A 15,039-nucleotide genomic window follows, 5' to 3' on the forward strand; every position below is an offset into this window, starting at 1 on the left:
AATACATCCTATTATATGGAAAAGACACTTCATCTGATTAAAAACGACCCCTGGTTAGAGCCTTTTACCGAGGCCATTGCCGGACGTCATCAGCACGCTCTTGATAAAGAGTCGGAACTGACCAATAAGGGAAAGCAAACACTCTCGGACTTTGCTTCGGGGTATCTCTATTTTGGTTTGCATCGTACAGACAAGGGCTGGACGTTTCGCGAATGGGCTCCCAATGCCACACATATCTATCTGGTAGGAACGTTCAATAACTGGGAAGAAAGAACTACCTATAAACTGCAACCGATCGGAAATGGTAACTGGGAGATAAACTTGCCGGCAGATGCCATGCAACATGGCGATCTGTATAAGTTGATGATGCATTGGGACGGTGGTCAGGGCGAGCGTATACCTGCATGGGCTACGCGCGTGGTACAAGACCGGCAAACGACTATATTCAGTGCGCAAGTGTGGAATCCGGAACAGGAATTTAAGTTTACGAAGAAGGAGTTTAAACCTTCGGCTAAGCCGTTGCTTATCTATGAGTGCCACATTGGTATGGCTCAGAAAGAAGAGAAAGTAGGCACATACAATGAGTTTCGTGAAAAGATTCTTCCTCGTATAGCCAAGGCAGGATACAACTGTATTCAGATCATGGGTATTCAGGAACATCCTTACTATGGTAGCTTTGGTTATCACGTATCGAGCTTCTTTGCTGCTTCTTCGCGTTTCGGTACTCCCGAAGAACTTAAGGAGCTGATTGATACAGCCCATGCGTTGGGTATTGCTGTGATTATGGATATTGTTCACTCACACGCTGTAAAGAATGAGGTCGAAGGCTTAAGCAATTTTGCAGGAGACCCTAATCAATATTTCTATCCCGACGAACGTCGGGAGCATCCTGCTTGGGATTCGCTTTGTTTTGATTACGGTAAGAATGAAGTGCTGCATTTCCTACTCTCCAATTGCAAATACTGGCTGGAAGAATACGAACTCGATGGCTTCCGTTTCGATGGTGTAACCTCCATGCTCTATCTCAGCCATGGTTTGGGTGAGTCGTTCTCCGACTATAATGACTATTTCAACGGTCATCAGGACGATAATGCCATCTGCTACCTTACCCTTGCCAATGAGTTGATTCATCAGGTGAATCCGCGGGCAATCACCATTGCCGAAGAGGTATCGGGTATGCCCGGTATTGCTGCAAAGATAGAAGACGGTGGCTATGGGTTTGATTACCGCATGGCGATGAACATTCCCGACTATTGGATCAAAACGATCAAGGAGAAGATAGATGAAGATTGGAAACCATCCAGCATGTTCTGGGAAGTAACCAATCGGCGCAAAGATGAGAAGACCATCTCGTACACCGAAAGTCACGATCAGGCCTTGGTAGGCGATAAAACCATTATCTTCCGCTTGATTGATGCCGATATGTATTGGCATATGCAAAAGGGCGACGAGAATTACATCGTGAACCGAGGCATTGCGCTGCATAAAATGATTCGTTTGCTTACGGCAACAACCATCAATGGAGGATACCTGAATTTTATGGGCAATGAATTCGGACATCCCGAATGGATAGATTTCCCTCGTCAGGGCAATGGGTGGTCGTGCAAATACGCCCGTCGGCAATGGGATTTGGTCGATAACAAGAACCTGACCTATCATTATATGGCAGACTTTGACGAAGCGATGCTTAAGATCATCAAAGGAGTCAAAGGTTTCGAGTCAACGCCTGTTCAGGAGATCTGGCACAATGATGCCGATCAGATATTGGCTTACCAACGTAAGGATTTGATTTTTGTGTTTAACTTCAACCCCAAGCAATCTTTTGTTGATTATGGCTTCTTGGTAGCTCCGGGTGCTTACGAAGTGGTACTGAATACCGATAGTACCTTGTTTGGCGGCAATGGCTTGGCTGATGATAGTGTGACACATTTTACAACTTCCGATCCGTTGTATCAGAGAGAGAAGAAAGAATGGTTGAAGCTCTATGTGCCGGCACGTACGGCAGTAGTGCTTAGAAAGAAGTAGTTAATCTCTTACATAGGAATACGTACTCTTGGTATCAAAGAGTACGTATTCATTCCTACCAAAAGTACGTACTCTTACTATGAATGAGTACGTACTTTTGTTTTATATGCTTATAGCTTGATTTTTAGTATTTTGCCTCCGTATGTACCAATCGAAAATTCAGTTGCTTTGTAGGGCAACAGGCAAATTTCTTCTACTTTTCCGGTTAGTAGATCGGTGGCTTTGTACACATCCATCTGTGGTATTTGCAGGAAATCGAAGGCGTGAGAGGGTATATTGATGGCAATATCTACCGGCTGATTGTCGAAGTTGACCGCAATGAACAGCAATTCATTGTTGTATTTGCGCAGAAACGTATACTGTTTATGCTCATTGAATCGCCAACCGTTTTGATTGGCATACATCAGGTCGAAAAATAACCCTTGCGCAATGGCTTTCTCCTGTGAAGCAATCGTAAGGATGGTGCGGTATAAGGCGTAGATGCTCTTTTGCTCTTTGGTCAATAGCTTGCCGTCAAAGGTACCTTCGTTGCGCCAGCGGCGAATGGTGTCTACACTCCAATAATCAAAGATGGTGGTACGCCCGTCTCGTCCGCTGAACCCTTCGGTATCCATGCCCATCTCGCCAAACTCCTGACCGAAGTAAATCATCATCGGGTTGGTATTCATACAGGCCGATACGATAAGTGCCGGAATGGCTTTGTATGGATTGCCGACAAAGAAATCGGAAGCAATGCGTTGCTCATCATGGTTCTCTAGAAAGTTCAACATACGTTTTTCAATACCTCCCAGGTTCTGCCAACTGCGTGTGATGGCAGTGGCAGAGTCGTATCCGCAAGATACGTTGCGCAGGGTATCGTACAGCCCCACTTTGTCATATAGATAGTCGAACCTGCCTCGTTGCAGGTAGTTGTGATACTCATCGGGGTTGTACACTTCGGCTATGAAAAGCAGGTGTGGATATGCCTCCTTTACTTGCGGAATGGCCCATTCCCAAAACTCTACCGGCACCATCTCGGCCATATCGCAACGAAAGGCATCTACCTGTTTGGAAGACCAGAACAGCAGGATATCGAGCATTTTTAACCAGGTATCGGGAATGGGAGAGAAGCTGCACGTACCACCGTTCTGGTAATCGACTCCATAGTTCAGTTTGATGGTTTCGTACCAATCGGATATGTTGGGGTAGGCATCGAAACGGTTATTGCCCGTAGCCTTGGCCGGATATTCTTTGTAAGCTTCGTCTGCACCCGCCTTCATGTCGAACTGTCCACGCAGTTCGGATTGCGGAATGTAGTAAAAGTTGTTGTATGGACTGAAAGAACAGGTCATATCGTCATTGGCACCCAATTCAACGGTTCCATCGGGTTGTGCATCCGAATGATACTGACGGGCTACGTGATTGGGCACAAAATCGATGATTACCTTCAACCCTGCCTTGTGTGTACGTGCAACCAATTGTTCGAACTCTTTCATGCGTTCGGGCACCCGGGTGGCAATGTCCGGATCAATATCATAATAATCTTTGATGGCATAGGGCGAACCGGCCTTACCTTTCACAATAGCGGGATGGTCGGGGTGGATATGGTATGCACTGTAATCGGTCTGCGTGGCGTGCTCAATGACACCCGTATACCAGATGTGTGTAGTGCCCAACTTCTTTATCTCTTTGAGAGCCTTGGGCGTAAAGTCGGCCATTTTTCCACATCCGTTCGTATGTATGTCGCCATTGTTGATACATCCGCTGTTGTTATTGCCAAACAGACGGGTAAACACTTGGTATATAATCAGTTTCTCTTCGTTCTTTATCTCCATACTTTTCCTTTCTCTTCGGTAAGCTGATCGAGTATAGCGTTGGCGGTGTCGTAGCCTTGCTCAAAGATCTCTTCGGCTTTCTCCAGTTCGCTATTGCTGTATCCGTTCAAGTTGTAGGGTTCGATAAGCAGGTCGCAGTTTTCGCGTTCGGGGAAGGTATTGGCACGAAACATAAAGTGATACGAACGCATGGCGATGCTTACGATATTCATTTTGTACTTTTCGGCTACCAGCGGGCTTACGTTGACTGCTACTACCTTTTCGCATTGGTTGCGCAGCACCGATACGGGAAGATTCATGAACAATCCCCCGTCTACATAGTGCGTATTGTTGATCCGTACGGGAGTAAACATAACCGGCATGCAGCACGATGCCGCTACACGCTCGGCAATACTGCCTTTGGTGAAGTGCACACTCTTGCCGTGATCCAGATCGGTAGCGGTGATGATAAGCGGTATTTTCAGGTCTTCGATCTTCTGCGCTTTGAGGTTGGTTTTCAGAAAGTCAATAAATTCTCCCAATTCAAACAATCCGACTTTGGGAATAACCAGTTTGGTGAGGTCTTGAAACTTGTGTCCCGAAAAGTAATCGAGGACACGGTATGGCTCATTGCCATCGGCATAAAACACACCGGCTAAAGCACCTGCGCTGACACCTGCAATGATGTCGGGTTTCACGTTGTGTTCTAAAAGCGATTGAATCACACCGAGGTGGGCAAATCCTTTGATGAACCCACCACTCAGTGCGTAGCCAATGTTATACATTTTTTGATGACTTTCCATTTTTCGTTTATCCATTAACGTTGATAGTACGCCACGAAAGTAATAAAATTATGGAAAGTAAGGATGTTATGTACCGAAAATAATTCGTTTAAAAGCCGAATCCATCCACTTCGACAGCTTCTTCTTTCTTTTCTACAAAAGGATGGGCTTGTTTTTGCACCACACTTCCTTCAATGTGCACGGCACGGAAGGGGCGGGCAGGGCATACATATTCGCACCCACCGCATCCTACACAGATGTCGGTGTTTACTTGCGGAATGGTGAGCCCGTTCTTAAAGGGAACCATGGCAATAGCCTGCGTGGGGCAGTGCTCCGAACAGGCACCGCAACTGGTTCCATCGGTATAAACGATGCAATTCTCTTCGATAAAGACAACGGTTCCCATTTGTGTGAGGTGTTTTTGATCGATGGTAAGCGGTTTGATTGCTCCACTGGGGCAGATATCGCCACATACGGTACAGTCGAAGTTACAGAATCCCTTTTCGAAACTTACCGTAGGCTGCATGATGCCTCCGAGCCCATACTCCATAAAAGCCGGTTTGAGTACGTGCGACGGGCATTTGCTTACACACAGGTGGCAAGAGGTACAGCGATCGGCAAAATGTGTTCGACTCACAGAGCCCGGAGGAGTGATCGGATGCATCTTCTGATAGCTTTTCTTTCCTCCCAGTGTGGCGAGTGTTTCTTGTGCTTGTGCCAGTAGCTTGGGGGCGGCAGCAGTCGTTACCAGTCCGGCGAGCAGAAAGCGTCGCTTTGAGGCAAGTGGGGCTTGATCGGCTTGTTTTGCTTGATTGCTTTGCTTGATCTCCTCACCCTGCCTTGTTTGTTCGCTTTGTTTCGTTTTTTGCAAGCGAGGCGCATAGATCAATGCTTTCTCTTTGCAGGTGTCCAGACAGTCAAAGCAGTTTACGCACCGGCTATAATCAATCATTCCTGCCTTACTATCCATGCACGAGGCTTTGCAGTAGGTGGCACAGTTGCCGCAGTGCGTACACTTATCGGCATCAATCCGTATCTTAAAGAACGAGAAGCGACTGAGGAATCCAAGCACCGTACCTACCGGACAAAAGGTGTTGCACCACGTGCGACCGTGCTTCCATGCCAACACAGCAATCAGTATCAATGTACCCAATGCAATAAAAAATGAGCTGACGCTTACCATTGCCGCATCGACCCGGTAGAACGTATAGTTGTCGAAGCTCGAAAAGATCGATTCGAGCAGGTTGTTAGCCTGTAGATAAACGGGTTTGAATACGTTGGTGGCTATACGGCCATACGCACTATATGGGTCGAGCAACCCCAATACTGCACCGAATCCGCTCAACGATGCCGCTAATACAATGACAACGATGCTCCACCGCAGTATACGCTTTGGGGGCGAGAACGAAAAACGCTTTCGCCGTTTGCGGTTACGTTTGGAGAGCCCGGTTACTATATCCTGAAAAGTACCCATGGGGCAGATGCTCGAACAATATACCCGTCCGAAGAGGAGAGTCAGGATAAGCAGCGCAACCACTATGCCGATGCTTACCGATAGCAGGGCGGGAATGAATTGGATATGTGTTATTACATGAAGTTGCCAAGGCAACACCCCGGCAAAATCAAGGAAGAAAAAGGTAAGGAGTGCCCATAGCACAACCGATAGGATAATACGTATTTTTCTTAACATTATTATATTACATCTTAATTCGCTTCACATTGAGTTTCTCGAGGTCCATAGTACCAATATTCAGGGCTTCGCCTTTGGCCAGATGGCCTACCGTTTCGAGTGGCATCTCGCGCACTTGATTGAAGAACTTGGCTGCTGCCGTATCTACTGCTACAATATCGGGCGAGAGGAACAATCCCTTTGCCACGACTACATCTGCCGCAGAGCGACCACGTGGTCCGTTGGTTTTCATGATGCGGTAAGCATCTACCACGTTGAGTACGGCTTTCTTTTGCATGGAGCAGACATCGGCAATGCATTGTTGCAGATCGTTCTGATGAAAGTAGCCGCGATCCCACACAATGCCCATGTGATTCTTCATCGAGATGGTGAGGTTGGCTCCGCCGTGGTTCTTCAATACCGGTACATTGATCCATACATCGCTGTTGAGAATGGCTTCGTGCACCTTGGTCGATTTGAGACTCTTGCCTGCCGGAAGATTTACCGGACGGTAGTACGATTCCAGATGTGCCGGCATCATCTTTGCCCCCGCTGCTTTAGCGGCTGCCTCAATGCCGCTGTTCTTATAGCATTTCTGCCAGTCGTCGCAGGTATGGTCGAATACAATTACCTCTTTGGCTCCGGCAGTAAAGCATTGCTTCACTATTTCGCCAACCAGTTTGGGGTTGGTGTTTCCGGCCAGTTCGGGCACTTTGTCCCAACCGATGTTGGGCTTTACCACTACCTTCTGCCCGGGTTTAACGAACTGCTTCATCCCTCCCAGCTCAGCTATGGCTCTACGAAACATCTCTTCGGGTTCGCCACCCATCACAGCTACCAAGTCGGGCTTTCCACCGGCTTTGGTGGCTTGCGTCAAAATCTCCATCGCTTCCGATCGCTGTATGGTCATTGCCGCACCTGCAATCGCTACTGTTTTTAGAAAATCTCTTCTATCCATCTGTTCGTATTTGCTATTATAAAAGTTGTTTGATACACATTGTTATAGAATCCAGGGAAACTTGAAACAAGACTCGTCGAAGAGCGCATAGTCTGCCGTTCCGTTTACTGCAAAGGTTTTGATCACTGCTGCCTCTTTCATCAGTTCGCACGCCATGCGAATGGTTGCACCGGTCTTAATCCGGTCGTCGACCAACAGTATTTTTTTATCCTTTACCTCAAAATCAACGGGTGTCAATAACCGTGGAGAGTCGTACTTCGGTCGCTGATACTCGTCTCTGAGGTTGATGCGTAACAGCTGAATCTCTTTTTGTAATCGTTGGTTGATGATACCTGCCGGAACAATTCCTCCGTTGGCAATGGCTACAATGAGATCGAACTCTTCGTTGAAACGAATAGTCCGAAACCGCTCCAGCACTTCGTTTAGTGTTCTGCCCATCTGTCTTTAGATTTTAGCGATGGCTTTCAAGACAGCATACCCGCCAAACCACTGAATGAGCATACCGGGGATGCCGATCCGGAAGTCTTGCATAGCTATATAGAAGTTATCTACCCACAACCATTCGAAGATTGTGCCGAGTACTTGATAGGCCAACACGACAGACAGGAGAGTCAGTAGTGAGATTTGTTTGCTGTACTCGGCAACCAATGCAGCCGCACCTGCCAATAGAGCCGATTTGACCAGAATAGCCGGCAGTACTGCCAATGCAGGCATGGCAAACAACAGGTGATTCATCAGTGGAGAGAGTATGCCGGTAAGCAAACCTACCCGAAAGCCGTATTTATAGCTCGCAATGAGTGTGAAAAAATAAATAGGAAGAAGGGTAGGGCCACCATAGGGTGTTAGGTGGCACAATTGTGGCAATGCGAGATTGCCTGCTATGAATAGCAATGCAAAGAAATAGGTTCTTACATTGCTATAAGTTAACGAATAAAGCTTAGTGGTTGTTTCCATTTTATTTCTGTTTTTAATGGTTGATTAGAAGGCTGTGCCGATAGGGCACAAGGGCTAACTTTCGCAAAAATAGGGTAAAAACTTTAGATTGTAATGCAATATATATAAAAAAGTCGCAAACTCTCATCGAATTTGCGACTTTTTCACGAAAACAGAATCATTGATGGCTATCGTTTATTCGAATGGATTTTCAGGTTTTCCCATGCTCTTATTGTCGGTATAGTCCAGATCGTACCCCGTGGCTCGTGTCACACTTATGTCATTCAACGTTCGTTGAAATATCTTACTCGGTATGAACAAGCTGCGTTTGCCCAGTATGTTGTTGGGTGTTATGTGATCACGATACGAAGCTATCATGATAATCTTGTTTCAAAGTGAACATTCAATAAGGGTATCATTTTATAAATATATAAAAATCAGATGATTTTGACAATTTCTTAGGCTGTCTTTTCTGTTTCTATCACCTTTTATGGTGATTGATTCGTGTATTATACCCTTGAATAGGTATTGTGCCACCCGGTTGACAGTTCTAACTTTGTAGCCGACAAAAAATATTATATCAACCGATTTTACGTATGAAAAAAAATTGTATCTTAATGCTATTAATAGCTTGTATGCTTCCTGTAACGCTTTATGCTAATGATGAAATAGAGGATAAATCTCCCTCTATTCGGGGAGTTGTATTCGATGAAACCAATAATCCGTTGCCGGCAGCAAGTATACTGATCGAAGGCACCACTTTTGGCAGTACTACCCGTAATAACGGTCGCTTTTTTATAAAAGACCTTCCGAAAGGAACCTATCGTGTGAAGGCCAGCTTCGTAGGCTATGCCTCTCAAACTAAAACAATAAACTTCAATGGTCGCAATACCATTAATCTGACCTTCACACTGTTGCCGGATGAGAATCTACTCTCTACTATTGAAGTATTTGGCGAACGCCATACACAGCCCACTAAGCTTGATATTGTGACGCGTATGCCGTTGCGTCCTAGTGAGCAGATTCAGAGTATCTCGGTTATCTCCGACAAATCGATAACGGAACAGGGTGCTCTTACGGTAACCGATGCGGTCAAAAACGTGCCCGGCGTAACGCTATTCGGATCGTATGGTGGGGTGCGCGAGAGTATGTCTATTCGTGGTTACAGAGGTGTGCCAATTCTGAAAAACGGTGTGCGGATTGACTCCGATTTTCGTACCGGTTCGGCTCTCTCAGAGATGCAGGGAGTAGAGAGTGTACAGGTCGTTAAAGGTTCTGCTGCTGTAACTCAGGGTGTTGGCAACGATTTGGGTAGTGCCGGTGGAGTAATCAATGTAGTGACCAAAACACCCAAGTTCGTAAACCAAGGAGACGTAACCGTACGGGCGGGTAGTTGGGGCTTGCTGCGCCCGACCTTCGATGTACAGACGGTGCTCGACAAGAACGACCGTGTTGCCTTTCGTATGAATGGTGCCTACGAACGTGCAGATAGTTACCGGGCAAAGGTTCACTCGAACAGAGTGTACGTTAACCCATCGTTCGAATGGCGTCCCGACGATAAAACGTCGATTACACTCGAAATGGATTACCTGAACGATAATCGGACCCCATACACAAGCTCTGTCAACCTATCGGCAAGTACTACCGAAGACTTGTATAAAATGCCCTACAATAAATTTCTTGGTTTCGTGAATGATAATGTAGAGAATAAAACCTTGACCTATGCTGCCCGCATCACTCGTCAGTTAACTGATAACTTTAGCTTGCGTGCCGCCTATTTCAACTCTTCGTATAAAGTAGACAACACTAGTACTTCGGTAAAAACGGTAGTTAATAAGGAATATAACCGTCGACAGCGCAACATTTCTCGTTCACTTCGTGATGATAAGAACTCAACTTTCCAGCTCGATTTTACTCAAGTTTCGGATTTAGGCTGACATCCTAATTCTAGACATAAAAAAAGCTTTGAGACTTTCCGTAAATCTCGGAAATTTAGTAAATTAGCAGTGACCAAACAACTAATTAACCATTCTCAAAGCCATGAGCAAAATTACTAAAATTCCGTCAGAAATCCGCAATATTTTGAGTGAAAAACGCCGTTGCTCTGTGATGGACTCATTTTCAGGACTGTTAGAGTCTCTTCATCTTGACAGCCGTTGTCTTGGAGGGAACAAACGTGAAAACTGTCAGTTGACCAATCTTCAGCTGTTTCAGATTCTTGTCCTGATGCCGTTTTTCGCCATAAAAGGTTTTTCCCATTATCCTGATTCGGCTTTAAGTCGAATGTTCGGCGGCAAGAAGGATGTCTTGTATTCGTTTATGTCACATGATAATATCAACTGGCGCAATCTGATATACCGCATTGTTGTCAAGCTGATAGCCAAAGTGACTAACCGTCAGGATTTCAAGAAGAGTCATCTTCCTGTAGTACTCATCGCTGATGACTCTGACTTGCCTAAAACCGGAATGCGTATGGAGTCTATCGGCAAGATATTCTCACATGTTCATCAGAAATGTATTCTTGGGTATAAAGCGCTTATGCTGTGCTGGAGTGACGGGCGCACCCAGTTTATGCTTGACTCATCTCTGCATGGAGAGAAAGGCAAGGTAGAGGGTAAGGAACAGGGGTTAAGCGCAAAGCAACGACAGAACCGTTATAATAGGAAACGAGATGAGAACTCCCATGTGGCCAAACGTAAAGAGGAATATTTCATGAGTAAGGGAAAGAAACTCATTGAAATGGTCAGACGCGCCATCAAAGCAAAGATTCCTTTTGAATATCTGCTTGTTGACAGTTGGTTCACTTGTTCCGGGCTTGTCGATTTCGTATACAACAGTCATAAGAAGTTTCACTTGTTAGGGATGGCAAAGATGGGTAATACCAAATATCTCACCAAAAAGTGGGGTGAACTGACGGCAAAAGCCATAATCAGTAAGCTGCTGGGCTCTAAATCTGTGATATACAGTAGACGGTACCGTTGCCACTATGCGTCGGTGGACGTGATGCTCGGTGGGCGCAAGGTGCGGCTGTTCTTCTGTCGCAGAGGAAAGAGAGAGGGATGGAAAATATTGCTGACAACCAATGTAAAACTTGATTTCTTGCGGGCATATGAAATCTATGCAATGCGTTGGGCTATTGAGGTTTTCTTTGCCGATAGCAAGCGATTGCTTAATCTTGCAGGATGCTCGGCAAGAGACTTTTCCTCGCAGATAGCGCACGTATCACTGGTTATGATACGCTACAATTTGCTTGCCTCGGTAAAAAGGAGTCTGGACTACGAAACAATCGGTGGGTTGTTCAACGATATTTTTGCCGGAGTACACGAACTGACTGTTATGGAGAAGATATGGGCAATCATATTAGAAGTAGTGGCAGTCGTGGCTGAACTCACAGGGGCTGATGAAGAGCAACTGATGATACAGATCATAGAAAATGACAGACGACTTGCAGCACTCCGAGCGTACGCTCAAACGGCTTGATTTCTAAATCCGAAACTTGAGGATTTTATAGGTAAGGATGTTTTTACCGGTTCAATTAAGCATACGTTTCAGGTAGGCTTCGATTATAAACAAACTACTTTGTCTACTACAGAATACGGTGAATTTACTATTGACACGATTGATGTGCTAGCCCCTACAATTTCGAATACGCTGCCACGTGCCATTCGCTTCAAGCCCGGAACTCCTGTCGTTTCAAGCTCATCGAGCTACGGTATCATGGCACAGGAGGTGATGACATTCAATAAATACCTGAAAGCTGTTCTGGGGCTTCGCTATAGCTACATTAGCAGCCTGGGCAATACGGATGCAGGTCCGGTTACAGGAGACGCTTGGAACCCGATGCTGGGAATTATGGTGACACCGATACGTAACATCAACCTGTTTGGGTCGTATACAACGACAACTAGCTTGCGAGCGGCTGCCTACCGGATGGAGAATGGAGATGAGATCGGTCCATCCGATACCCGCCAATTTGAGGTAGGTATCAAGTCTGACTGGCTGAACAATAGACTACGCTTTAATCTGACCTATTTTGATATTATCACCAAAAATCTCTCGTATGCTACCTACCGCGAGGGAACCACACAGCTGACCGGTTACTATGACAAGGCAGGTGATTTGTCTCGAAAGGGTATTGAGGTAGAGTTGACCGGAAGTATTCTTGAGAACCTGCAAGTGATGATGGGTTATGCGTATCTGGATACAAAATACCGAAACAGCCCTGCTTTTGAAGATGGATCAGCTCCAATAAACACACCGAAGCATACCGCTAATGCATGGGTGCAGTATTCTGTGCGCAAAGGATGGTTGAAACGTCTTTCGGCAGGTGTAGGGGTGTATTATGTGGGTGCACGCCCAGTAGACGATTTCGGTTTAAAACCCAACGGACATGGAAGTCTGATAGGAGCTAAGCCTTTCGATATGCCTGCCTATACTACTGTTAACGCACAACTTGGTTATAACCTGGGGGCTTTTACTGCTCGTGTTTATATGAACAATTTGTTTGATGCACTGGGATACAACTCGTATTACCGCGGCGGATATATCAACCAAATAGATCCACGCAATTTCTCAGCAGCAGTAACGTATGCTTTTTGATGAATAGATAATGAGATATATTAGTAGGAAAATTCATTTATGGCTCTCGCTCCCTGCGGGAGCCATAATTAGTATTATTTGCTTTACAGGAGCTATTTTAGTGTTTCAAGAAGAGATACTGTTTGCCATGGGGTATGAGAGCATACGTGACAGTCCGCTCATGGGAGTGATGAAGCTTCATCGTTGGCTGATGGATGACACGCGTACCATAGGAAAGGTTATCGTAGGCATCTCCACGCTTTTTTTTATTGCCATATTGGTAAGCGGAATGGCAGCTTATTGGCCTCGGAAATGGAAAAAGAAGCACCTGATAATGAAAAAAGGTAAAAACGCGTATCAAACCATTTACCGCTTACATGTCATATTGGGCCTTTACGCCTGTGTTATTTTACTGGTTTGTTGCCTGACCGGCCTGATGTGGTCTTTCCAATGGTACAGAGACGGAGTCGGTTATTTGTTTCAAACCGAGGTACAGCGCGGAGCACCCATTTGGAAAGTAGTGAAAGCCTTACACTTTGGTAATTATGCAGGCTGGTTCTCTAAAATACCAACCTTTGTAGCAGCTATCATCGGTGGATTACTTCCCATTGGGGGGTATTGGATGTACTTTTGGAAGAAAAAATAGCAATTAGATAGTTTTTAATCGAATTTAAGCGATATGTTTGGTTGTGTGCTTACTATTTGTTATCTTTGGTTCGATAATTTCACAGACAACCTCTAATCATCGAACTATTATGAACCAAGAACTACAAATGAGTCCCAACTTGTTGGTGGCAGCTATCGGAAAGCCATCTTCCGAGTTTACTAAAGCAGATATTATCGCTTACATTCGAGATCATCATATCAGCATGGTTAACTTTATGTATCCGGCAGCCGACGGAAGATTGAAGACCCTGAATTTTGTGATTAACAATGCCGCTTATCTCGAAACCATTCTTACTTGTGGTGAGCGCGTGGATGGTTCGAGCCTGTTCCCGTTTATTCAGGCAGGCAGTAGCGATCTCTACGTCATTCCCCGTTTTCGTACAGCCTTTATTGATCCGTTTGCCGAATTGCCTACGCTTTCGATGCTTTGCTCTTTCTTTAATAAAGACGGCGAACCGTTGGAGAGCTCTCCGGAATATACGTTGCAGAAAGCCTGTGCGGCCTTTACTCAGGTTACCGGCATGGAGTTTCAGGCGATGGGCGAATTGGAGTATTACGTCATAGCCGAAGACGAAGAGGTGTTTCCTGCTACCGATCAACGTGGCTACCACGAGTCGGGGCCTTATGCCAAGTTCAACGAATTTCGTACGCAGTGTATGTCATACATTGCTCAAGCAGGCGGACAAATCAAGTACGGACACTCCGAAGTGGGCAACTTTACGCTCGACGGTATGGTATATGAACAGAATGAGATCGAGTTTCTGCCCGTACGTGCGCAAGACGCTGCCGACCAGTTGATGATAGCCAAGTGGGTGATTCGCAACCTCGCCTATGAACAAGGATATAATATTACGTTTGCACCGAAGATTACCACAGGAAAGGCAGGTTCGGGAATGCATGTACACATGCGCCTGATGAAGAACGGGCAGAATCAGATGCTGAAAGAGGGCATACTCTCCGAAACGGCACGCAAAGCCATCGCAGGTATGATGGTGCTCGCTCCGTCGATTACCGCCTTCGGCAATACGAATCCTACCTCTTATTTCCGTCTGGTTCCTCACCAGGAAGCACCGACCAATATCTGTTGGGGCGATAGAAACCGTTCGGTATTGGTGCGCGTTCCACTGGGATGGTCGTCCAAAGCTGATATGTGCGCATTGGCCAATCCGTTGGAAACAGACAGCCACTACGATACTACACAGAAACAAACGGTCGAGATGCGTTCGCCCGATGGTTCGGCCGATCTTTATCAGTTATTGGCAGGGTTGGCAGTAGCTTGCCGTCATGGTTTCGAAATGGACAATGCTTTGGCTGTGGCCGAGCATACTTATGTTCAAGTCAATATTCATCAAAAGGAGAATGCCGACAAGCTGAATGCATTGAAGCAACTGCCCGATAGCTGTGCTGCTTCGGCCGACTGTTTGCAAGAGCAACGGCAGATATTCGAGCAGTATCAGGTATTCAGTCCGGCTATGATCGATGGCATCATCAACAAGCTACGTTCCTACAAGGATGCCACGCTTCGAAGCGATGTGCAGAACAATCCCGAAGAGATGCAGCTATTGGTTGATAAATATTTCCATTGCGGATAATGTTGCTGATCCATTTGTCAGATTAAAAGTTCCTGCCTATCTT

At 45.9% G+C, this 15,039-nt stretch carries 11 protein-coding genes and 2 pseudogenes; 6 read left to right on the forward strand and 7 right to left on the reverse strand.

All coding sequences use genetic code 11. The features are described from left to right. The first annotated feature begins 15 nt into the window (after positions 1-15). Positions 16-2,025: an alpha amylase C-terminal domain-containing protein gene (locus tag TY03_RS12270; RefSeq protein WP_042370411.1), complete on the forward strand. Its 2,010-nt coding sequence runs from the start codon at positions 16-18 to the stop codon at positions 2,023-2,025. Positions 2,026-2,135: 110 nt separating this feature from the next. Here TY03_RS12270 and TY03_RS12275 read toward each other — a convergent pair whose 3' ends face one another. From TY03_RS12275 to TY03_RS12305, 7 genes are all read right to left on the reverse strand, one after another. Next, positions 2,136-3,833: an alpha-amylase family protein gene (locus tag TY03_RS12275; protein ID WP_042370559.1), complete on the reverse strand. Its 1,698-nt coding sequence runs from the start codon at positions 3,831-3,833 to the stop codon at positions 2,136-2,138. Continuing rightward, positions 3,830-4,621 carry a patatin-like phospholipase family protein gene (locus TY03_RS12280; protein WP_042370566.1) on the reverse strand — a complete coding sequence of 264 codons (792 nt, stop codon included), beginning with the start codon at positions 4,619-4,621 and terminating at the stop codon, positions 3,830-3,832. Before TY03_RS12280 ends, TY03_RS12275 begins: the two co-directional genes overlap by 4 nt. Positions 4,622-4,709: 88 nt before the next feature. Further along, positions 4,710-6,290 (reverse strand): 4Fe-4S dicluster domain-containing protein, encoded by a 1,581-nt coding sequence (locus TY03_RS12285; RefSeq protein ID WP_042370413.1) that lies wholly within the window; start codon positions 6,288-6,290, stop codon positions 4,710-4,712. 7 nt (positions 6,291-6,297) lie between these two features. Continuing rightward, positions 6,298-7,227 carry a DUF362 domain-containing protein gene (locus TY03_RS12290; protein WP_042370415.1) on the reverse strand — a complete coding sequence of 310 codons (930 nt, stop codon included), beginning with the start codon at positions 7,225-7,227 and terminating at the stop codon, positions 6,298-6,300. Positions 7,228-7,269: 42 nt separating this feature from the next. Beyond that, positions 7,270-7,665: a phosphoribosyltransferase gene (locus TY03_RS12295; protein ID WP_042370418.1), complete on the reverse strand. Its 396-nt coding sequence runs from the start codon at positions 7,663-7,665 to the stop codon at positions 7,270-7,272. 6 nt (positions 7,666-7,671) lie between these two features. Further along, positions 7,672-8,181 (reverse strand): hypothetical protein, encoded by a 510-nt coding sequence (locus tag TY03_RS12300; RefSeq protein ID WP_042370419.1) that lies wholly within the window; start codon positions 8,179-8,181, stop codon positions 7,672-7,674. Between the two features lie 174 nt (positions 8,182-8,355). Beyond that, entirely contained in the window at positions 8,356-8,538 is a 183-nt protein-coding gene (locus tag TY03_RS12305) for a hypothetical protein (RefSeq protein ID WP_042370420.1), read from the reverse strand. A 218-nt stretch (positions 8,539-8,756) separates the two neighbouring features. On the opposite strand from TY03_RS12305, the pseudogene TY03_RS12310 reads away from it, so the two are divergent. The 5 genes and pseudogenes from TY03_RS12310 to TY03_RS12330 all read left to right on the forward strand — a co-directional run. Further along, positions 8,757-10,073: pseudogene (locus TY03_RS12310) on the forward strand (carboxypeptidase-like regulatory domain-containing protein); the annotation flags it as partial. 127 nt (positions 10,074-10,200) lie between these two features. After that, positions 10,201-11,640: an IS4 family transposase gene (locus tag TY03_RS12315; RefSeq protein WP_042366734.1), complete on the forward strand. Its 1,440-nt coding sequence runs from the start codon at positions 10,201-10,203 to the stop codon at positions 11,638-11,640. Between the two features lie 21 nt (positions 11,641-11,661). Continuing rightward, positions 11,662-12,759, forward strand: a pseudogene (locus TY03_RS12320) (TonB-dependent siderophore receptor); the annotation flags it as partial. Between the two features lie 10 nt (positions 12,760-12,769). Then, positions 12,770-13,384, forward strand: coding sequence for a PepSY-associated TM helix domain-containing protein (locus TY03_RS12325; protein ID WP_042370421.1), 615 nt, complete (start codon positions 12,770-12,772; stop codon positions 13,382-13,384). Positions 13,385-13,493: 109 nt separating this feature from the next. Beyond that, positions 13,494-14,996 (forward strand): glutamine synthetase family protein, encoded by a 1,503-nt coding sequence (locus tag TY03_RS12330; protein ID WP_042370422.1) that lies wholly within the window; start codon positions 13,494-13,496, stop codon positions 14,994-14,996. Positions 14,997-15,039: the final 43 nt, after the last annotated feature.

Origin of the sequence: Bacteroides neonati, from assembly GCF_000499785.1 — a bacterium.
Classification (GTDB): domain Bacteria; phylum Bacteroidota; class Bacteroidia; order Bacteroidales; family Bacteroidaceae; genus Bacteroides; species Bacteroides neonati.

What these genes read in the sequence shown, in the direction of transcription:
- TY03_RS12285 (WP_042370413.1), bottom strand. Translation starts at nt 6,290, where the DNA reads ATGTTAAGAAAAATACGTATTATCCTATCGGTTGTGCTATGGGCACTC.
- TY03_RS12280 (WP_042370566.1), bottom strand. Translation starts at nt 4,621, where the DNA reads ATGGAAAGTCATCAAAAAATGTATAACATTGGCTACGCACTGAGTGGT.
- TY03_RS12325 (WP_042370421.1), top strand. Translation starts at nt 12,770, where the DNA reads ATGAGATATATTAGTAGGAAAATTCATTTATGGCTCTCGCTCCCTGCG.
- TY03_RS12305 (WP_042370420.1), bottom strand. Translation starts at nt 8,538, where the DNA reads ATGATAGCTTCGTATCGTGATCACATAACACCCAACAACATACTGGGC.
- TY03_RS12330 (WP_042370422.1), top strand. Translation starts at nt 13,494, where the DNA reads ATGAACCAAGAACTACAAATGAGTCCCAACTTGTTGGTGGCAGCTATC.
- TY03_RS12295 (WP_042370418.1), bottom strand. Translation starts at nt 7,665, where the DNA reads ATGGGCAGAACACTAAACGAAGTGCTGGAGCGGTTTCGGACTATTCGT.
- TY03_RS12290 (WP_042370415.1), bottom strand. Translation starts at nt 7,227, where the DNA reads ATGGATAGAAGAGATTTTCTAAAAACAGTAGCGATTGCAGGTGCGGCA.
- TY03_RS12270 (WP_042370411.1), top strand. Translation starts at nt 16, where the DNA reads ATGGAAAAGACACTTCATCTGATTAAAAACGACCCCTGGTTAGAGCCT.
- TY03_RS12315 (WP_042366734.1), top strand. Translation starts at nt 10,201, where the DNA reads ATGAGCAAAATTACTAAAATTCCGTCAGAAATCCGCAATATTTTGAGT.
- TY03_RS12300 (WP_042370419.1), bottom strand. Translation starts at nt 8,181, where the DNA reads ATGGAAACAACCACTAAGCTTTATTCGTTAACTTATAGCAATGTAAGA.